Origin of the sequence: Marinobacterium sp. xm-m-383, assembly GCF_013283255.1 — a bacterium.
Taxonomy (GTDB): domain Bacteria; phylum Pseudomonadota; class Gammaproteobacteria; order Pseudomonadales; family Balneatricaceae; genus Marinobacterium_E.
Map to the genome: position 1 here is coordinate 364352 of NZ_WBYT01000001.1, position 21367 is coordinate 385718.

16 protein-coding genes are annotated in these 21367 nt (G+C 47.7%); 8 read left to right on the forward strand and 8 right to left on the reverse strand.

The features are described 5' to 3' along the window. The first annotated feature begins 173 nt into the window (after positions 1–173). The 7 genes from XMM383_RS11830 (at position 174) to recD (ending at position 14281) form a co-directional block, all read left to right on the forward strand. Complete coding sequence (locus tag XMM383_RS11830) at positions 174–2924, forward strand: CheR family methyltransferase (RefSeq protein WP_371744226.1); 2751 nt, start codon at positions 174–176, stop codon at positions 2922–2924. A gap of 88 nt (positions 2925–3012) precedes the next feature. Next, entirely contained in the window at positions 3013–3429 is a 417-nt protein-coding gene (locus XMM383_RS01770) for a DsrE family protein (RefSeq protein WP_173484500.1), read from the forward strand. Positions 3430–3465: 36 nt separating this feature from the next. Beyond that, on the forward strand, positions 3466–4602 hold the full coding sequence (locus tag XMM383_RS01775) for a sensor histidine kinase (protein ID WP_173494421.1): 1137 nt from the start codon (positions 3466–3468) through the stop codon (positions 4600–4602). Beyond that, positions 4592–5329 carry a spermidine synthase gene (locus XMM383_RS01780; protein WP_173494422.1) on the forward strand — a complete coding sequence of 246 codons (738 nt, stop codon included), beginning with the start codon at positions 4592–4594 and terminating at the stop codon, positions 5327–5329. Before XMM383_RS01775 ends, XMM383_RS01780 begins: the two co-directional genes overlap by 11 nt. Before the next feature lie 57 nt (positions 5330–5386). Further along, positions 5387–8785 (forward strand): exodeoxyribonuclease V subunit gamma, encoded by a 3399-nt coding sequence (gene recC / locus XMM383_RS01785; protein ID WP_173494423.1) that lies wholly within the window; start codon positions 5387–5389, stop codon positions 8783–8785. After that, complete coding sequence (recB, locus tag XMM383_RS01790) at positions 8782–12450, forward strand: exodeoxyribonuclease V subunit beta (protein ID WP_173480889.1); 3669 nt, start codon at positions 8782–8784, stop codon at positions 12448–12450. Before recC ends, recB begins: the two co-directional genes overlap by 4 nt. Beyond that, the gene (recD, locus tag XMM383_RS01795) at positions 12437–14281 is read left to right on the forward strand and encodes an exodeoxyribonuclease V subunit alpha (protein ID WP_173494424.1); all 1845 of its coding nucleotides are present in this window, start codon (positions 12437–12439) and stop codon (positions 14279–14281) included. Before recB ends, recD begins: the two co-directional genes overlap by 14 nt. Here the strand turns inward: recD and XMM383_RS01800 are convergent. Then, positions 14278–15144 (reverse strand): ribokinase, encoded by an 867-nt coding sequence (locus XMM383_RS01800; RefSeq protein WP_173484506.1) that lies wholly within the window; start codon positions 15142–15144, stop codon positions 14278–14280. The two genes, recD and XMM383_RS01800, sit on opposite strands and share 4 nt — an antisense overlap. Positions 15145–15185: 41 nt before the next feature. Next, positions 15186–15410 carry a DUF2798 domain-containing protein gene (locus XMM383_RS01805; RefSeq protein ID WP_173488886.1) on the reverse strand — a complete coding sequence of 75 codons (225 nt, stop codon included), beginning with the start codon at positions 15408–15410 and terminating at the stop codon, positions 15186–15188. Between the two features lie 183 nt (positions 15411–15593). On the opposite strand from XMM383_RS01805, the gene XMM383_RS01810 reads away from it, so the two are divergent. Beyond that, positions 15594–16259 carry a GntR family transcriptional regulator gene (locus XMM383_RS01810; RefSeq protein ID WP_173488885.1) on the forward strand — a complete coding sequence of 222 codons (666 nt, stop codon included), beginning with the start codon at positions 15594–15596 and terminating at the stop codon, positions 16257–16259. A 180-nt stretch (positions 16260–16439) separates the two neighbouring features. On the opposite strand, the gene XMM383_RS01815 is transcribed toward XMM383_RS01810, so the two are convergent. The 6 genes from XMM383_RS01815 to XMM383_RS01840 are packed head-to-tail and all read right to left on the reverse strand — an operon-like array spanning position 16440 to position 21275. Further along, complete coding sequence (locus tag XMM383_RS01815) at positions 16440–17282, reverse strand: class III extradiol dioxygenase family protein (RefSeq protein ID WP_173480894.1); 843 nt, start codon at positions 17280–17282, stop codon at positions 16440–16442. Next, positions 17275–17631, reverse strand: coding sequence for a protocatechuate 3,4-dioxygenase (locus tag XMM383_RS01820; protein ID WP_173480895.1), 357 nt, complete (start codon positions 17629–17631; stop codon positions 17275–17277). The genes XMM383_RS01815 and XMM383_RS01820 overlap by 8 nt, the downstream gene beginning before the upstream one ends. 9 nt (positions 17632–17640) lie before the next feature. Beyond that, complete coding sequence (locus tag XMM383_RS01825; RefSeq protein WP_173480896.1) at positions 17641–18513, reverse strand: amidohydrolase family protein; 873 nt, start codon at positions 18511–18513, stop codon at positions 17641–17643. Between the two features lie 15 nt (positions 18514–18528). Next, on the reverse strand, positions 18529–19587 hold the full coding sequence (locus XMM383_RS01830; RefSeq protein WP_173494425.1) for a 4-oxalomesaconate tautomerase: 1059 nt from the start codon (positions 19585–19587) through the stop codon (positions 18529–18531). Continuing rightward, positions 19580–20257 (reverse strand): 4-carboxy-4-hydroxy-2-oxoadipate aldolase/oxaloacetate decarboxylase, encoded by a 678-nt coding sequence (locus tag XMM383_RS01835; RefSeq protein ID WP_173480898.1) that lies wholly within the window; start codon positions 20255–20257, stop codon positions 19580–19582. Before XMM383_RS01835 ends, XMM383_RS01830 begins: the two co-directional genes overlap by 8 nt. Before the next feature lie 10 nt (positions 20258–20267). Next, positions 20268–21275 carry an amidohydrolase family protein gene (locus XMM383_RS01840; RefSeq protein ID WP_173480899.1) on the reverse strand — a complete coding sequence of 336 codons (1008 nt, stop codon included), beginning with the start codon at positions 21273–21275 and terminating at the stop codon, positions 20268–20270. Between the last annotated feature and the right edge of the window lie 92 nt (positions 21276–21367).

Below are 21367 nucleotides of genomic sequence, written 5' to 3' on the forward strand. Positions count from 1 at the left end.
ATCTATAAACACTGATACTAGAGGTCTGTTTTGGATAATGTGAATGATTCTCGGCGACCTGCCGAGTTGTCTGATGGTTTAATTGTTGTAGCTTTGGGGGCATCTGCTGGTGGCCTTGAGGCGATTACAGCCCTTCTAAGAAGCTCCCAACCCAATAACATTTAGCCTTTGTTATTGCCCAGCATATGGCGCCTCAGCATCGCAGTCTGTTGGTTGAGTTGCTCTCTAAAAACTGTGATTACGAAGTGGTTGGCGCTGAAGATGGGGTCGAGATTAAACCCAGCACTGTCTACGTTAATACTCCCAATACCGATATCTCAGTGGTTGATGGTCGATTACATATCTCGTTACCTTCTGATGATGTGGGTGCTAAGCCCTCTATCGATAAGCTATTTAAATCGCTAGCTATCAACTACGGAAGCCGATCCATTGCCGTGGTTCTCTCGGGTACCGGCTCTGATGGTACGCAGGGATTCCGTGAAGTGCGTGATGCAGGTGGTATTACGATTGCTCAACAACCGGATACGGCTAAGTACAATGGCATGCCAAATTCAGCGATCCGTGCGCGTTTGGCTGATCTAATCCTTTCCCCAGAAGAGATTGCTAATTACCTATCCGACAGTCACCACCGTCCTGAGGTGTTGAAGTCTGTTGGTAAAGATGAAGAGACGGTTGTCTCAGTCGACACTCTTATTGAGCGTATTTTGACAGAGACTGGCCTGGATTTCCGTCAATACAAACGCGCAACGCTTGAGCGCCAACTTCAGCGCCGTATGTCAGCGTTAAGGCTCAACTCTATCGATGATTATTTTGCGCATGTAGACAAAGACCCTGATGAGTTGGAGGTAGTTCAGCGTAGCTTTCTGATCTCTGTCACCAGCTTCTTTCGTGATGAAGAGGCGTTTGAAGCACTTGGTAAAGTTCTTGATAACATCATTAAACAAGCAGAACAGAGTGGTTCCATTCGTATTTGGGTTCCTGCTTGTGCTACCGGTGAAGAGGTCTACACCATCGCCATTATGTTGGCGGAGCGTCTAGGGGCAACTCTAAGAGGATTTAACGTTAAAATCTTTGCTACTGATATCAACGAGCTCAATCTAGATGTCGCTAGGCAGGGTGTCTATGTCGATGCTGCGGTAGAAAACCTTACACCTGAAGTGTTAAGTACCTATTTTGATCTAGAGGCTAATAAGTATCGGATTAAAAAGTGGGTTAGAGACATGTGTATGTTTGCTAGGCATGATCTAGTAAAAGACCCCTCTTTCCTCAGAATGAATCTTGTAAGTTGCCGTAACTTAATGATTTATTTGAATAACCCTCTGCAGGATCAGTTGGTCAATAATTTCCACTACGCTCTTAACCCTGGTGGCTACCTATTCTTAGGAAAGTCTGAATCCATAGGTTCAACGGGTGACAAACTGTTCGATTTTGTAGATAAATCGAACAAGCTCTACAAGCGTAAACCAGGTGCCGTCTCTTATGGTCGCTTCTCTGGTGCATTGGTGAAAGGTATTAACAATACGGTTCAGTCATTAAAAAACACCAATAATCCAACGCCAGCTCACCGGATAGAGGAGAAGGTCTTTTCAGCACTGATCGACAGTTTTGCCCCTCCTAGTATCCAGTTGAGTGATCAGTTCCAACCAATTAAGTACTTTGGGGATATCTCTCCCTACCTAAAAATCAATCCAGGTAAAGCTAACTTTGACATAGTCAGTCTGTCACATCCTCAGATACAGACCGAGGTTCGCGCTTTGATCAATAGGGTCTCCCATGGCGAGCAGGACAGAATTGATCACATCGTGCGATTTAAGTTTCCTGATGATGTTACCTCTACCGTTAATATTTCGGTTCAACGCGTGGTTGATAACATCAGTGAAACTCAGGCCTACCTCATGAGTTTCAACCGTATTGTAGAGACTCCTGCCGTCAGCACCGATAATCCACCTAAGGCTTCTGCGGATGCGGGAGTGGTTGAAGAGTTAGAAGAGGAGTTACAACGTACTCGCGATCACCTTCAGGCTGTTGTTGAAGAGCTTGAGACATCAAATGAAGAGCTTCAGGCTCTAAATGAAGAGCTGCAAGCGTCGACCGAGGAGCTGCAGGCTTCTAATGAAGAGTTGGAAACGACTAACGAGGAGTTGCAAGCCACCAACGAAGAGTTAACTACCGTTAACGACGAGTTACAGGCTAAATCGATTCTGTTGACTGACAGTAATGAAACCCTAGTGAATATTCAGCGTTCATTGGATATGGGTTTGATCGTGGTGGATACTGATCATCGCGTCGCTCGATTCACACCGCAAGCCGTTCGACTCTTCGGTATTTTGCCGGACGATGTAGGCCATAAGTTGACTAAGCTGCCTCGTCACATTGATGTTCCAGATTTTGAAAAGCTTCTGGATAATGTCATCCAGACAGGCTCTCCTGTGCGCCGGGAGTTGGAAAGTAAGGGTGAAAAATACCTTATGAACATCAGCCCATATCGCCGTGATCAAGGAATTATTTCGGGTGCTGTACTGACCTTTACCGAAACCACCAAATTGAGTGAATCGATTGATCATGCCTCTCTCGTAGATGCCATGTTAAATGAGGTCGGTAAAGTTATTTCAGAAGGCGTTATGATCCTAGCACCAGGCTTTGCAAAGATCCTGCATGTATCTCAGCGCTTAGAGCAGATCACAATGCGTAACTCTGATGTTCTCTTAAGAGATTCTGAAACCTTCCTAGATATCGTTGATCATGGTGATAGGGAGCGTGTCGCTAATCACTACAAGGACAGTGAGACGCAAGGCTGGGACATGACCTACAAGATCAAACGTCGAGATGGCTCAATCGTCAAAGTTCATGACGTTGCTAAACGTGAAGAGGTTGATGCCCATGAGCACGATATCATCACTTCAATCATTAGGGTTATTGACTAGTGCTTGACTAATTAACCCTATGATTCTAAAAATGAAAGCCTCGGCAGTGCCGGGGCTTTTTTATAACTAAAAAAAACAGGGTTTTACCATGAAAAAAACACTTCTACTCGCTGCAGCTTTAGTTTCAACTTCAGCGTTCGCTGACACTCAACGTCTCGCAATTCATGTTGATGAAAACGATCCTAAAGTAATGAACTTAGCACTAAACAATGCGCAAAATGTTAAAGCTTACTATTCAGCGAAAGGTGATGATGTGATTGTTGAACTGGTTGCCTATGGCCCTGGTTTAAACATGTATCTTGAAAATTCGCCGGTAAAAGAGCGTCTGGAAACTCTAGGTATGGATGAGAGTTTCAAGTTTTCGGCGTGTAATAACACTTATACAAAAATGAGCAAGAAAGCTGGCAAGGATTTGGTGTTGCTGAGTGAAGCCAAAAAAGTACCCTCTGGCGTCGTGCGTTTGATGGAGCTTCAGAAAGAGGGTTATGCTTACTTACGCCCTTAACGCTAAGGGGCTTCGGCCCCTCTATTGAGATTTCACATGCAGCTTCTGATTGCTGATGACAGCCCAACGTTTAGGGCGCAGCTTGAATTTGTAGCCAGACAAATTGGCCATAACCCTAGTGTTTTTGAAACCGGTGACCAGTTGTGGGAGCACATTCAATCACATGGGCTCACTCCCTCTCTACTACTACTCGATTGGGAGATGCCAGGTCTGTCAGGCCCAGACCTCTGTGAAAAGATACGCTTAGCTTATCCCCATCTAGCAAATCACATCATTCTTGTAACCAGTCGAGACGAGACAACCAGTCTTGTTGATGGTCTCTCTTCAGGGGCCGATGATTACGTAACCAAACCGATTAATCGTGATGAGCTAGCGGCTCGCTTGTCCGTTGGGCAGCGAAATATTCTGCTTAGACAGCAGTTGCTAACCATTAATGAGCAACGCATTGCCGCTGAAAAGCTTTCCTCTGTAGCACAGCTAGCCAGCGGGGCGGCACATGAGATCAATAACCCCTTAGCGTTTGTGCGATCTAATTTGGATTATGTTTCGAGTCAAACATCACTACTATCAACACTGAATGAGCTGCTTAACTCCTCTGAGACCAGCTTGCCTCAGTTAAGAGATTGGTTTAACAGGCACCACTTCTCTGAATTGATTGATGAACTCGAAGAGGTTTCCCGTGAGTCACTGCAGGGGGTAACCAGAATACAATCGATAGTCGAGGGGTTACTCAGATTCAACTCCGAACAGGGTTTGCAGCGACAGTCTGTTGATCTGAATAGTTTGCTGACTCAGCTTCTACCTAAAGGAGCTACATTGTCGCTTCCTGAAGCCTTGTTTGTTGTGGCCGATCCAAAACAGTTAGAGAAGATGTTTGCCGCTGTAATAGAGAATGCTGTGTTGGCGTCTCAAGAGGTGAGCACGATCAGGATACTAGGTCGCTTAGTGGGTGGTGAGATAGAGATATCGGTTAAAGACAGCGGTGTTGGCATGAGTGATGAGCAGAGAGCGAGAGCCTTTGATCCCTTCTATACCACGCGATCTATTGGATCTGGATTAGGGTTGGGGTTGAGTTTGGCGCAGGGTATTGCACGACAACACAATGCTGAATTAACGCTAGACAGTCAGTTGGGCATAGGTACTACCGTGATCTATCGTTGTCATGCTGCCTAAAGAGATCTATCGCGGCCATGATGAGTTTGGCTCTGTCATTGTTTTGGATGATGGAAACTGTCGCTATTTGAGCTTTGGTGAAACCGATGAGCAGAGCTGTATCCTTAAACAGTCTCCAGAAGTGCCTCAGTATGCCTTTATAAGGGCGATGATCTATCCTCTTCTATATCTTTCTCCTAACCGTGCTCTCTCGCTAGGTTTGGGAGCTGGCTCTCTGAATGGGGCGCTTCACTCCATTTTGCCAAATGTGAAACAGGAGATTGTTGAGATCAGTCCTGAGGTGGTTGAGGTTGCTCACAGGTACTTCTATCTGCCTCGGTCTAAACGAATCAACATTGAGGTGTCTGATGCCTATGAATATCTGCAAAGACCAGTAAAACGTAAGTTTGATCTGATCACTGCGGATTTATACACCTCTGAGGGATTAAATGAGATTCAAGTTGAAGCGGTGTTTATCGATGCGGCAGTGGCACGATTAAGTCAAAAGGGTTGGTTGGTGCTTAACTGTTGGAGTGATCATCGTGAAGTGGAGATTTTAGACAGGCTGCGTGAACGATTCGATACTCTTTTTAGTTGTACTACGGGCGATGGTAACTGGGTTCTTTTTGCGACGAACGGGCCCGTTGATGTTAGCAGCTCTCAGATGAAGAGTCGGATTAAAGAGCTGAGTTCACGTGCTGGCTTTGCTGTAAACACCATCGCTAAACGAGTCAGACAAATCGTCTAAATGCTTGTTTTTTCTATCCTGATTGAGACAATGGGAGATCTTAATCAGGGAGAGTGAATGGATCAGTCATACGCCAGTCAAAACCGACCAGAACCGGGTTTGGTTATGCTTCACTCAAACCGTCAAGAGACTCTGAAATCAGTCTTGGTTGAGTGGCTTGCCAATCATCCTCTGGATCTTTTCGATAAAGAGGAGATGCTGGTTCAAAGCAACGGTATTGGACAGTGGATTAAGTTTGCCCTAGCTGAAGATAGAGAGCAGGGCGGTGTGGGTATTGCCGCTAACATCCAATTCTCTCTACCCTCTATGTTTATCTGGCGCGCTTATCGAGCGGTACTGGGTGAAGAAGCCGTTCCTAAAGTCTCTCCATTTGATAAACCACGCTTAAGCTGGCGTCTATTCAGATTACTCAATCGCTTACCTCAAACCGCACCTTTCGAACCTCTCCTTCAGTTTCTGAAGGACGACTCTGATCAACAGAGGCGTTGGCAGTTGGCACAGCAGTTGGCGGATCTTTACGATCAATATCAGATCTATCGTGGCGATTGGCTGAACCATTGGGCAGAGGGTGGTGAGCAGGTTACTGACGCCCAAAATCGTTCATTACCCCTTGCGGCGGATGATTGCTGGCAGTCGCTTTTATGGCAATTCATCTGTGACGATTTGGGTTTAGAACAATCACTCTCTCGTCCTGTTGTACACCAACGCTTTTTGCAAATCTGCTCAGAAGGTCATGTTGATCGGACAAAACTGCCTAAACGATTGATCATATTTGGCGTCTCGTCGCTGCCTAAACAAGCCCTAGAGGCGATTGATGCCTTATCACAGCATATCCAGATTCTTTTCTGTGTTCTTAATCCTTGTAAGCACTACTGGGCCGATATCATTGATGGTCGCGACCTGTTAACGGCTAAGAATCGAAGACAGTTAGAAAAACCTGCAGAGGATCTATTCGCCATTGAGCATCCATCCCAGCCACTGCTAGCGGCCTGGGGTAAACAGGGGCGCGATTTTGTTCGTCTGTTGGATCTCTATGATGAGAGTCACTCTTTCCAGAGTCAGTTTGGTTTAAATCGAATCGATCTATTTGAAGATGAAGCCACACCTAACAGTTTGTTGCACCAAATACAGCATGACATACTCGAGCTAGAGTCACCTCAGTTCGAACCTAGGGTATTAGCCAGTGGTGATCAGAGTTTGCGTTTTTTTGAAGCTTACAGCGCACAACGTGAGGTAGATATCCTGCAAGATCAATTGATCGGCGCGTTGAGGGATGATCCAAGCTTGCGACCACGCGATATCTTGGTGATGGTACCGAATGTCGATGATTATCGTGCTCAGATCGAAAGCGTGTTTGGCCGACTTTCAACCAGTGATGAACGCTTCATCCCCTTTAGCATTAGTGATCAAAGTCGCTCTTCAACCCACTCCATGATTGGTGCGCTCGAGCGTCTATTGACACTAAACACCCAACGCATGGACGTTACGGTCCTATTTGAGTTGTTAGATGTGCCCGCAATACGGCGTAAGTTCCAATTTGACACTGAGTCTTTAGCGACACTTCAAGAGTGGATCAATGATGCGGGTGTTCGATGGGGATTAAATGCACAACATCGATCCCTATTGGGTGTCACTACTGGAATAGAGCAGAACTCTTGGTTGTTTGGCCTGCGCCGATTGCTGACCGGTTACGCACTAGGCGAATCTGATGGGGTCAAAGGCGTGGTGCCTCTGACGTCAGTTAAAGGGGTCAGTGCCAATGCCGTAGGATCGCTGGCGCAACTCTTAAGGGTGTTCTCTGAGTGGGCCAGTTTTATCGAGAATCACCACACACTTGATCTGTGGGTGGAGCGAATCGAGCACCTGATGACGCAGATATTCGATTGCATCGAACCTGATGAGCAGATTATTGAGTCGTCGCTGTTGACTGAACTTAAGGCGATACAGGAGCGATCCGCCTCAGCTGAGGTTTCAGAACCTGTCCCGCTCCATCTGTTCAGTCAGCTTCTGCTTGATGCTTTGGATGCCCCCGATCTTAACCGTCGGTTTATGTCCGGCGGCGTCACTTTTGCGACCCTCATGCCAATGCGTGCGATTCCCTTTAAACGGATCTATCTACTGGGTATGCAGGACGGCGCTTACCCTCGACCCCAGGTTAGAAACGACTTTGATTTAATGGCTCGCTCGTCACTCTTTAGACCGGGTGATCGTTCTCGCAGGGACGATGATCGATACCTCTTTCTTGAAGCCTTGCTATCAGCGAGGGAGTCGCTTTCAATCAGTTGGGTAGGGCGCAGTGCGGTGGACAATAGTGAACGCCCCCCCTCGGTCTTGGTGGCTCAGCTACGTGATTTTATTGATGCGCATTGGGTCAATCCTGACAAGGCACTACCGGTATTAGACCTGTTAACCGACAAGCACCCTCTGCAGCCATTCGCACAGGACTATTTTGATCAAAACTCTGCCTTAAACACCTTTGCCCATGAGTGGCAGGCAGTGCATCAGCCTGATTCAGAGCTGAGCTCGGTTGCAGCATCGGTTGAGCTAGATCCGCAGCTGTCCATTGACGAGCTCAATCGTTTTTACAAAGCGCCTGCTCGATACTACTATCAATCACTGATTGGAACCTCACTGCCACTCCCGAAAGAGCAGTCACAGGAGAGTGAACCCTTCGTGATCTCTAAGCTTGATGATCATCTGCTCAAGTCGGCGGCATTAGAACTGCTCGGATACCCCAACAAAGAGGATCGTGAGGTCAAGATAGCATCTGTTGTCGATCGGTTAAAAGATCTGGGCACCTTGCCCTGGGGTGGTTACGCGGAAAAACCCGTTAGGGCCATAAAGAGCCACCTTGGATCGATCTGTCGACATCTTGATTGGCTCATCGATCGATACGACTGGCAGCAGCAGGACAGTCTTAAGCTTCATCTTGCGTTGAGTGGTGCGACTATTACCGGTGAAACTGGTGCTCTTTACCAGCTAGAAAAGCAGTGGGCCACTGTGGTTGAGCTTAGCGGAGCAGCCATTGAGAAAGGAGCGGTCAAACAGGATCGCATGTTGGGCAGTTGGCCAAAACACCTTCTCTTAAATGCCTGCTTAGGGCCTACGACCACTTATTTCATTGGTCCTGATGCTGTGACCTACCTTAGAGTAGTTGAGTCTCATGAAGCGATCCGGTTGCTTGAAGCCTTAGATCAAGCGCGTCGAGAGATGCTTGAAAGCCCCAAACCGATCGCGGCTAGAACCTCGCTGGCTCTGTTAAATAAGGGCGAGTCACAGGCTGCCACTCAGTTTGAGGGTGAGTTCACCTTTAATGAACGGCAACGTGAGCCTGAATTGGCTCAACTCTGGGAGAGTTTTGAACAGATCAAAGAGGCTGGATTAGCGGATTTTGCGGCGCGCCTCTACTCGCCACTGATTGATTACAGTGATATTTGGCGCGAGGGTAGCCGATGATTCCTATGCCACTGAACCCACTAGAGTTCCCATTCTCAGGCGCATCCTTGATCGAAGCGAGTGCGGGTACTGGTAAAACCTATACCTTGGCGGCCCTCTATGTTCGCTTGGTGCTTGGTCATGGCGGCGATCAGGCTTTCACAAGAGAGCTACTACCACCCGAAATTTTGGTCGTAACCTTTACCAATGCCGCGACTCTCGAATTGCGAGACCGTATTCGCAGTAACTTAAGCACGACAGCACGGGTGTTTAGGGAACTAGAGCAGAGTGACGATCACTTTACCTCTGCATTGATGCAGAGTTATCCCCCTGAGGAGTGGGAAGGCTGCGCATTGAAATTGGAACGCGCCGCTGACTGGATGGATGAAGCGGCAATTTTCACCATTCATGGTTGGGCGCAGCGCATGCTGACAGCACATGCGTTCGACTCTAATACTCTGTTTGATCTCCAACTGGGTGATGATGGCTTGTCCCAACTCGAAGAGGCGTGTCGAGATTACTGGCGTATTCACTGTTCAGTGTTAGAGCCCAGAGTGGCTGAACAGATAGGGATGCTCTTGAAGTCACCAGAGGCTCTCTACAGTTGGATCTATCGATCACTGTCAAGCGATGCCAAACTGCACTGGAAAGGGGAGCCTATTGATAAGAGTGTTGATCCTCGCACTGTCGCTCAGTCCATCAATGAGTGGCTTAACGACTTAGAGAGCTGTAGCACTAAACTGCTGACTATTTGGCGCGACAATATTGATCAGATTGAAGCATCACTGAGAGGCCAGTTTGAGGCTAAACACTTTAATGCTGGGCGAGTTAAAGAGCCTGGTTTCAGTGATCAGCTTCTGGCGATGCGACAGTGGGCCGTTGATGGAGAGGTGCCTGACAGTCCGGATTCATTGATTCAATATTTGACCTTTGAAGGCAAACTAAACAAAGGCAAGCCTCTGCCTGATCACCCAGCAGTGGATCTACTTTCTGCCTATACAGACCGTCTTCAGTGTCGCCCAAAACTCGAACCCATTTTACTGCACGCCTTAGACTGGGTATCAGAGCGTTTTACAACCCTCAAGGAGAGCACAGGTGCCCTCGATTTTGATGATCTTTTAGTCCTTCTAGAGAGGGGGCTTAAAGGGCCACTAGGGAGTAACTTAGCTTCCAGAGTGCGTGCACAGTATCCAGTTGCGTTGATTGATGAGTTTCAAGATACCGACCCATTGCAGTTCAGTATATTCAGTACGCTTTATCGAAATGTCGATGGTTGCGCGTGGATCATGATTGGAGATCCAAAACAGGCCATTTACAGTTTTAGGGGGGCTGATATTCATACCTATCTCGAGGCGAGAGAGGAGAGCCAAGATAAACTCTATACCCTTGGCACCAACTATCGTTCGAGTGAATCGGTCATTTCTGCGGTTAATGGACTCTTTGTCGATGCTGATCTCAAAGAGAAGGGGGCTTTTCTCTTCAGAGACGTCCATGGTGTGAATCATCTGCCGTTTTATCCGGTTAACGCCAACGGCTTAAAGAGCAGCCTAACCTCAAATAATCAGAGGCTCGATGGTCTACATCTGTTCTGCTTGGACGATGGCGAGTGCATTAATAAGCCTCGTTATCATCAAGCGCTGGCCACTCATACCGCAAGCAAAATCGCCTCGTTACTGAACCGGTCAGATGCTGGCGAACTATCAATGGGTGATGAGCCTATACAGCATGACGATATTGCCGTGCTAGTGAGAAATTTCACTGAAGCTAAAGTGGTAAGAACAGCACTCGATCAATCAGGTATCTCTTCAGTCTATCTGTCTGATAAAGAGAGTGTGTTTGAGTCACAAGAGGCGGAAGATCTTTGGCGAATTCTAAATGCTATAGCTCATCCACGGTCAAAATCGTTAATCATGGCTGCGTTAGCCTCGCCGGTTCTCTGCTTAACACGTGACCAACTCTTGCATCTGAATCAATCTGAGTCTGAGTGGGTCGATATTAGTCAGATCTTTGTTGAGCTCAATCAGATCTGGAAGCGAACTAATATTGCGGCCGTCATTCGAGCTCTGATCACCGAGTTTGATCTACCTCGTAAATTGAGAGCGACTCGAGGCAATAGGGTAGAGAGAAGTTTAACGAATCTATTGCACCTGGCTGAATTGCTTCAGAAACAGGTATCGGTTGTGGATGGTGAGCTGGGTATTATTCGTTACCTAGGCGAGCAGATCGTCAATCCGAGCGGTACAGGTGAGGAGCAGCTCATTCGCATGGAATCGGACTCCGGGCGAGTTCAAGTCATCACCATGCACAAATCCAAAGGGCTAGAGTATCCGATTGTATTTATCCCCTTTGGTGTCAGCAGCCAGTCCATAAAGGTGAGTGATAAGGGCTTAACCTATCGTCTTAATGGGCAAAAAGTTCAAGAACTGAATAAAGATACTCAGAAACACGAGAAGCCATTCAGTGAACGGGAGATGCTTGAAGAGGAGGTGCGGCTAATGTACGTCGCACTCACTCGAGCAAAATATGCCTGTTGGATAGGCTTGGGTGCCGTTGACGGTTTTGAGAAATCCGCAATGGCAAGCCTTCTTGGAATCAACGAGGCACTTCCTAAAAAACCGTCCAAAGAGGATCTCTACGACGCACTCAGTCAGGCCATTCTCAATGTGACCCAGCGAGATGGGGTTTTTCTGGAATCGGTCTCTGATCAAGTTGAACAAAGAGAGGTTAAAACGGATCGTCTGTTCTCACCCGAATGCCAACATTTATCTCTACCCGTTAATCGTGAATCTTGGTGGATGACCAGTTACTCTGCCATCGCAAGTCGCACTCAATCTCATGCAGTCGACTCTAAGATCGAAGAGAATTTGTTGGATCAATCGATTGCTGAAATGGAGCCGTTCGATCATTTAATTCGCTTTGATCAAGCCAAGACCGGAACCATTCACGCCTTTGAGCGTGGTGCGATTCCAGGTAATTTTTTGCATGAAGTATTAGAGCGAGCAGCAGAGCAGAGTTTTTCTCAAACCGCGACCCATTCCGAACTCATAAAGAGTGCCGTATGCATTGAGCAACAGCCAAGTCGATGGCATCAGAGTGGATTGATGATAGAGCAATGGCTTGAATCGATGCTAACCACACCCATTGTTCTTGGCTTTGAGCTGACACTTGCAGGCTTATCTCACTACCAAGCTGAGATGGAGTTTATCTTCAGTGCCCATCATCTCTCTGTCGCGGAACTGGATCAGCTCTGTATTGAGTCAATCTATCCTGAGTTAGAGCGGCCGAGATTGGAACAGCAGACGATCAATGGCCTGTTAAAAGGGTTCATTGATCTTACATTTGAAGTGAATGGGCAGTACTGGGTATGTGATTATAAATCCAACTGGCTAGGACCTGATGCCTCCTATTACACTGAGTCCAAGATGCAAGAGGCGTTGGTGGAGCATCGTTATGATCTGCAGTTGATGATCTACCTGCTCGCCCTGCATCGACAGCTGTTGGCCCGCGATGTTGAATATAGAGAGAATCCAGTCAAAGGATTTAATGAGAAAGTGGGCGGGGCACTCTACCTCTATCTTCGTGGCGTGCCAGAGGGAGAGGGGTGTTTAGCAATCAAGCCAAGCTATGAACAGATCGAGCGTTTGGATCAGTTGTTTAAACAGGGAGCAGACAGTGCAGCAAGTTGATTTATGGTCTGACTCAAACACTGATTTGAATCTAAATCAGATCTTAGAGCTTTGGTTGGAAGCAGGTTGGATTCGTTCTATTGATATGGAACTCGCACTTCACCTATCGGAACTGTATGACAATCAATCGGCATGGGCGGGTTTAGCCTTAGTCTTAGTCAGTCATCAGCTAGGGCGTGGGCACAGTTGTGTCGATGTTCACTCCCTCTATAAGGATCCTGATCGTTACCTGGCACTTCCACCGGAGTTTGCAAAATTAGCCGGTATACCTTTACCCAGTGAGCTGTTTAAGCAATTAACAAAGAGTGAGTGGCTTGACGCAGTTCATCAGAGTCCGTTGATGGGCCTGCCCGATGAGAATACCCCCCTAATATTTGATCATGAGCGTCTCTACTTAAGGCGCATGTGGCAGGTAGAGTCTCGCGTTGCAGAGCGGTTAAAACAGCGTCTATCGAAACCCTCCAGCAACACGGACTCGTTAGAAAAGTATCTGAACCAACTGTTTCCGAACGATGACGCCAGCATTGATTGGCAGCGAGAGGCCTGTGCAAAGTCTGCAATTAAGCGTTTTTCAGTTATTACCGGTGGTCCAGGTACCGGTAAAACGACGACAGTGGTTAAATTGCTGGCGCTACTTAAACGTCTAGCGGATGACCAAGGTGATACCTTTGACATTGCACTTGCAGCGCCAACTGGCAAAGCGGCGGCACGTTTGTCATCCTCAATTGGGAGTGCACTTGAGCGCCTTCCAGAAGGTTTTGGAGAGGGGTTACACGCTCAAGTTGATACGGTCCACCGACTCATTGGTGTCTCTTCGGCTGGTCGAAGAAATCGTTATCATAAGGGGCATACTTTGGCGGTTGATCTGTTGATTGTAGATGAAGCATCCATGTTGGATATTGAGCTATTCGATGCGCTGCTTGATGCATTGAGTGATCGCACACAGCTTATTCTATTAGGCGATAAGGATCAGTTAGCCTCAGTTGAGGCAGGCTCTGTCTTGGCAGACCTCTGCCGTGTTGAGAGTGATACAAACCCAGAAGGCTTTGTTAGCCAACTTAAAATCAGTCACCGCTTCAACAGTGAGTCTGGCATTGGTCAGCTAGCCAAGGCCGTCAACCAGGGGTCTTTAACTGACTACCAAGCTGTTTGGCGACAGACCTACAGCGATATTCACTATCAAACGGGAGCTGACCTGCGTCAGCAGATCGCTGATCGAGTCTTAAGTAGCGATCCACAGATACCGGGTTATACGAGCTACTTAGGAAAACTCACTCAGCCATGTTGCGACCCACTTGAGGTGCTTAGGCTGTTTGACCACTTTAGGTTATTGACCCCTCTGCGTCGCGGACCAGAGGGTGTTGAATCGCTTAACCATATTTGTGAGACCCTATTAGCCAGAAAAGGGCTAATCGATCTGAGTCAAGAGTGGTATATCGGCCGTCCAGTAATGGTTACTGCCAATGATTACGCGGTAGGTCTAGCGAACGGAGATGTGGGTGTCTGTTTAGAGCGAGAGGGCAAGCCTAGTGTGGCGTTTATCAACGAATGCGGAGATGCGGTACGATGGATCGACCCCCTTCGTTTAGAGTCGGTAGAGACGGCTTACGCCATGACGGTGCACAAATCACAAGGCTCGGAGTTCAAGCACGTTGCGTATCTGTCACCTAGTCGAGCGAATCCTGTACTGAGTAGAGAGCTTCTCTACACCGCCATTACACGTGCCAGTTCACAATTTACTCTTATCGAGATGAACAGCAGTGTGACACAGCAGACAATCAGTACACAGACCGATAGAGCCAGTGGGCTTTATCATCGCTTAACCGATTAAAGGGCTAATTCAATCTCTTCTAAAGAGGGAATAGCATCCGCTGTCCCTGGGCGTGTCACCTGTATCGCCGCACCGGTAACCGCAAAGTGAAGTGATGCTTTAAGATCCCCGGTTTGGTCATAGCGCGCGAGGAAAAGCCCCAGAAATGTGTCACCGGCCCCGGTCGTATCAACGGCGTCGACAGTGGGTGAGGGCAGTATAAACTCATCCTCTGAGCCTATATATCGAACACCACGACTACCCAGTGTCACTAGAATATGATCAACGCCGCACTCTTTAATCGGGCGGTTCAATGCGCGCTCTAAATCCTTGGCCTCAATCTCATTGACGACCAACATATTGATTAACGGGAGCATCACTAGGGTCTTATCTGCGTCGAAGGGGGCTGCTGAATAGCAGAGCTTCATCCCTTTAGCCTTTGCGCATTTCATGAAGTGTTCAGTTTGCGAGGTCTCGTTTTGACAGAGCGCCCAATCAGACGCGGTTGCATCCTTTAAGCCCTCATCTACCATCTGTTCGGTAATAGCAAAGTTAGCACCTGGGTAGACAAGGATTTGATTCTCAGCCGACTCTTCATCGACCATAACAATGCCATGACCTGTTGGCGTTTCCGACATAAATAGGTGGGTCGTATCGATATTTAACGCTTCTAATTGGTCGAAGTATCGTTTATCTGCAGGGTGCATCGCACCTATATGCTTAACGCGACCACCCGCTTTAGCAATGGCAACACTCTGGTTGGCACCCTTGCCACCCAACCCCTGTGTAAAGTTATTGGCTGCGAGTGTTTCACCCGGCCTAACTAGGTGGGGCAGTGAGTAGAAGTAATCTATGTTGACTGAGCCTAGGTTGTAAATGGCCATTCACGAATCCTTAATGAGTTCAGCCAACGATATCTAAAAACCTACTTAGTGCAAAGCTTTTGAGTCAATGCAGCGACTCGGCGACCAAAAATTAGGATCACAGAGAAGGCAATCGGCCAAGCAACCAGATAAGCGTAGCCCCAACGAGCCATAAAACCTTCATCTAAACCGGTATTCACCGTGGTAATCACAAAGGTCATGATCGTTACCATCACCAGAGACATTAACACTGATTGAACAAGAGGAGCGCGTTTTTTAGGAAACATAGATAAGCCTATTAATTAGTAAATTCTAATATTGGCAATGATACGGGATTAGCTTGTAAATATTAAGAGCAGAATTCTACATATCTAAGAGATTAAGACCTACTTAAACAGTTAAATGCTCAATAGCTTTAATTTTCAAGATAAGAGAAAATATAGGCTAATAGATACAAATGGAGCCTAAGGGTGGAAAACCAAGAAACCCCGTCAACCTACCAACAACTGCGTACCGATATTTTAGAGGGCAATATAGAGCCTGAATCGAAGTTATCGATTGCTGTCTTAGCTAACCGTTATGGATCCAGTGCGGCTCCGGTTCGTGAGGCACTCTCAAGGCTCGCCGCAGAGGGGTTGGTAACTCGTCGTGGTCAGCGTGGTTATTGGGCTGCACCTATTTCAGCGGATGAGTTTGTTGAGGTGAGTCGTCTGCGGGAAATGCTTGAAGTGGATGCTTTTAAGCAGTCGATCAAGCTAGGTGATCTCGATTGGGAGGCGGCCATTGCAGGAGCACGCCACCGCGAATTAGCGGTTAAGTCACAGTCTGCTGGGCAAGAAGATGATCAGGTACTTGCGCGTACTCGTGAGAATCGCCGTTTTCACATGGCACTCATTAGCGCCTGTCCCTCTGAGTGGCAGTTACGCTTCATATCGACGCTGTATGATCAGGGTGAACGCTTTCGCCGTTTGGCATTAACCAGCCAGCCATTGAATCAACCATCAGGTAAAGATGAACACGAAGAGCTTATGAATGCCGCATTTGCGCGAGATATTAAAACGGCTACAGAACTGCTTAGACTGCACATCCGTTCATCCAATGAGAAGGTGATGAATACGCTCTTTCCAGAGCGGTAAAAGCAAGTCGCGGTTTGTCGCTTCGCTCCAATTCGCTTCTACAGAAGAGCTACGTAGATAATTTTTTCCGAAGTCCTACTGTAGGAGCGATCTCAGCCCAGCTGAGACCGCGAAAATAATCCGAATCATTTCGGCAAGAAAAAAGCGCCAACAGGCGCTTTTTTAGACCATCACGCAGAATCAATCTTTAGGCACAAGAAGCTGTACACCAGCCGCAGTGTTTGATATTGGAGCGATCAAGACGTTAACCAACTCATCAACAGGGCCAGAACAAGCACCGCGCATTGCTAACCACATGGCGAGCTCGACACCCTGTGCACCGGCAATTTCCGTGAGTTCATCATTGGTGTAGTGGGTCAGTGACTCTGGATCAGTGACCAGTTTATCCATACACATCTGGTCGAACTCAGTATTTAGGTAGCCTGCACGCTCGCCATCTAGCTGGTGCGATAGACCGCCAGTACCCAGAACAACAACTGTCTGGTCACTATCCCAAGAGCGAATGGCATCACCTATCGCTTTACCAAAAGCATATGAGCGTGATGGTTTAGGCATAGGGTGACGTTCACAGTTAATGGCGATGGGAATCACCTTAGTGCCTTTGTAGGTATGGCCTGGGTAGAGGACAGACATAGGAACTGTCGCGCCGTGATCCACTTTGATGTCCTGACAGACAGTTGGATCAAAGTCGTTTTCGATCAGGTGGTTAACGATGTGCCAAGATAGATCTGTTTCACCCGTTAGAGGTGGAATTGGTTTGATACCCCAGCCCTCATCAGCGTTGCAGTACTCGTCTGCACAGCCGATAGAGAAGGTTGGTTTCTTATCCAAGAACATCTCAAGACCGTGATCGTTGTAGAACAGTACAGCGATGTCTGGCTTGTTCTCGTTGATCCATTCGCGAACTGGTACATAAGCAGCGAATAGGTCTTTCCAGTAAGGGGTGTCCTCAATGCCGCGATCAACTGCTACACCAATAGCAGGAACGTGTGATGTGCCGATAGCACCTAAGATTTTAGCCATTCGTTTTGCCCACTCCCTGACTGTCTAAATATGCTTGGAACTCTTCAGTCGTTTGGCCGGTCATGATGCCGCCAACGTCCTGTACGTTAAGCCCAAGCGTGCCTGCAAATTTTGCAAGGTAGTAGATACTGCCGCCATTACGAAGTAGAGCGATGATGTCGCGTTTTAGGATCGCCTCTTTCTGTGCAGGGTTCAGCTTAAACTTATCGCAGTAAGCCGCTTCGTCTTGACGAAACTCTTCGCGACAGCTCTCCTCGTTGAAAGAGAAACACATCTTATTGAGGTTGTAGCCGAGTTTTGCTGCTACGCCATCAAATTTGTATGTTCCTTCAATGATCGGTTCAATCATAAGAACTCCTTATCGTTCCCAGTACAAACGCATTGGGTTGTCGATCAATAGTTTACGCTGTAGCTCTTCAGTTACGGCAATCTGTGGAATCACGTCAACCAGTGCACCATCATCAGGTGTGTGTGATTTCATGTTCGGGTGCGGCCAGTCTGTACCCCAAAGTACGCGATCTGGGAAAGCTTCAACGAGTGCACGCATGAACGGCACAACGTCAGAGTAGTCCGGTGCCTGTAGCGTCAAACGCTCAGGACAGCTGACTTTCGTCCACACCTTATCGTTGTTACGCATAAGATTCATAAAACGCTGGAAGTCAGGGTGATCAACACCATTAGCCACGTCTGGACGACCCATGTGGTCAACCACGATGGTTGTGTTTAGCTCGTTAAGGAACGGGATTAGATCTTCTAGATCTGGCGCTTCAAAGTAGACAACGATGTGCCAGCCTAGTGGTTTGATCTTCTCAGCGATCGATAGGAATACCTCTTTAGGGGTTGTATCGACTAGACGTTTAACGAAGTTAAATCGAACACCGCGGACACCCGCTTTATCCATCGCTTCAAGTTCTTCTACCGTGATCGCTGGGTCAACGACCGCTACACCGCGTGCTAGATCGCCTGCAGTCTCAAGTGCGTCAACCAGTGCTGCATTGTCTGTGCCGTGACAAGAAGCCTGAACGATCACGTTACGACTGAAACCAAGGTAATCACGCAGAGCAAAGAGTTGATCTTTAGATGCATCGCAAGGTGTGTATTTACGCTTGGGGTGGTATGGGAATTTATCCGCAGGACCAAATACGTGGCAGTGTGCATCCACTGCACCAGCAGGCGCTACAAAGTCAGGCTTTTTAGGGTTGTCGTGAAACGGGCGGTAATCTGCATCCATGTTCTTTATTCCTAATTATTCAGCGAAAACTTCGCCATCAAATAGTTTTCGCGCTGTGCGTAATAGTGCAGCGCTTTTCGGTTGGCCATCCTGATCGATATCAATAACGACCGTCATTTCTCCGATCGGGTGCTCAACGGCTAAGGTTTTTCTAGTGCCTTCAGGTAGAGTGGCCACTGAAGCGGCAGGTGAGTTCGGCAAAATAGCTGCCGTAGCAACGCTGACTGCACCCAATACACCGATAGAGGCGTGGCAGCGATGAGGGATGAATGTACGTGTAGATAGCGCACCACCATCGGTTGCTTCGCTCACCATACTCATCTTAGGTACAGACTTCTCAGTCACATCGCCGAGATTCATCATTGGACCCGCTTGTAAGCGAATGGCTTCAAGCTTGGCGCGAAGGTCGCTATTAGCTTCTAACTCTTCACGAGACTCACTGCCTGTAATACCCATATCCGATGCCCGCATTACGACTACTGGCATGCCGTTATCGATCAGGGTGCATTCAACACCGTCGATCAGATCAACTGCGTTACCGGTAGGAAGAAGGGCGCCACAAGATGAACCCGCTGTATCAAGGAACTCTAGAGGGACCGCAGCCGAAGTGCCTGGTACGCCATCAATCTTTGAGTCGCCTTTATAGGAAACCTGGCCGTTTGGTGTAGCTACTGTCGCGATAGCGATCTGGCCCGTGTTCTCCATAAAGATACGAACCTGAGTCTCATTGCCCGTTGCTTGAACTAGGCCACGCTCAATGGCGAAGGGACCGATACCTGCCAAGATATTGCCACAGTTCTGCGCATCGGTAACGATTGCTTGATCAACAAATACCTGTAAAAAGAGGTAATCGACATCGGCGTCGTCACGATCAGAAGCGCTAACAACGGCAACTTTCGAGGTCAGTGGGTCAGCACCACCGAGACCATCAATCTGGCGTGGATCTGGAGAACCCATCATGCCAAGAAGAAAAGCGTCTCGTGCGGTAGTATCTGAAGGTAGGTCGCTCTTTAGGAAGTAACCGCCTTTAGATGTACCGCCGCGCATCCACATGCAGCGAATGCCATTAGACATACTTAAGGCCTTTCTCTTCAAGGCGAGGGCGCATGTTGTAGATATCAAGACCTAGCTCACCATTCGCCATGCGAACACGCTTCTCCTCTTCACGAGCTTCACGCGCTAGCGCCTCTTTAAGAACCTCTTCGGCTTCATCGCGGCGAACAACACAGACGCCATCATCGTCAGCAACAATGATATCGCCTGGGTAGATCAATGCTTCAGCACAGACCAGAGGGATGTTCACTGAGCCCAGAGTCTCTTTGATGGTGCCCTTGGCGTAAACAGCTTTAGACCAGACTGGGAAATCCATCTCTTTAAGGATAGCAGTATCACGAACACCGCCATCAATGATTAGGCCCTGTACGCCACGCGATTTAGCTGAGGTCGCCAGTAGATCACCAAAGAAGCCATCTACAGAAGGTGAAGTTGGCGCAAACACCATGATGTCGCCGGGTTTACACTGCTCAATAGCAACATGCATCATCCAGTTATCACCGGCAGCACCAGAGATTGTCACTGCACTGCCTGCAATAGAGCGACCTGAGTAGATTGGGCGCATGTAGTGCGCTAATAGACCGCGACGACCCTGAGCTTCATGAACGGTTGCAACGCCCAATTTAGCTAGACCTGCGATTACTTCTGAATCAGCACGTTCAATATGTTGAACAACTACGTTCTCTGCCATAATCCTCTCCTTAAACCTTCAAACGACTGAATACACGTTGAGCATTGCCAGAGAAGATCATCTCTTTCTGCTCAGCATTCACTTTAGTTGTCGCGTCGATGTATTGTTTAGTGTCATCAAAGTAGTGACCTGTCTCTGGATCGATACCACGAACCGCGCCGATCATCTCTGATGCGAAAAGGATGTTTTCAGTTGGGATGACATCTAGAAGGCAGTCGATACCTTTCTGGTGGTAGACACAGGTATCGAAGAAGACGTTATTCAATACGCGCTCTTCAAGTTCGAAACCTTTATCCAATGCCATCCCGCGGAAACGACCCCAGTGGTAAGGAACTGCACCGCCACCATGAGGGATGATGATCTTAAGTGTTGGGAAGTCTTTAAATACATCAGACATCATCAACTGCTGGAATGCCGTGGTATCAGCACCTAGGTAGTGTGAACCTGTCGTATCGAAGTTGTGGTTGCAGGCAGCTGATACGTGGATCATTGCTGGAATGTCGTATTCACACATCTTCTCGTAGATAGGGTAGAACTCTCGAGCCGAAAGGCGGCTGCCATTCCAGTGGCCACCTGATGGATCTGGGTTAAGGTTAATACCAATAAAACCCATCTCTTCAACGGTACGAACGATCTCTGGTACAGATTTAGCTGGATCAACACCTGGAGATTGAGGCAGCTGAGCAACAGGAACAAAGTTCTCTGGGAATAGGTCACAGACACGACGAATGAGATCGTTTTGGTTTTCAGTCCAGAATTTAGAGGTGTGTTCATTACCCACATGGTGAGCCATCCAGCTAGCACGAGGTGAGAAGATAGTAAGATCAGTGCCACGCTCTTGCTGAAGTTTTAACTGATTGTTGATGATCGACTCGCGGATCTCATCATCAGTAACACCAAAGTCGCCTTTTTCACCAACAAAATCTGGATTCTTTTCTACTTCTGCTTTTTGAGCTTCACGCCAAGCGCCAACACCAGGAGGTGTGGTTGTGTAGTGACCATGGCAATCGATAATCATGTCTCAAACGTCCTTTTATAATGAATTGGATTTCTATGTTTCTATCCTCTCTATATCGCCTTTTTTAAGCTATTTAGTTTTTACTTTTTAGG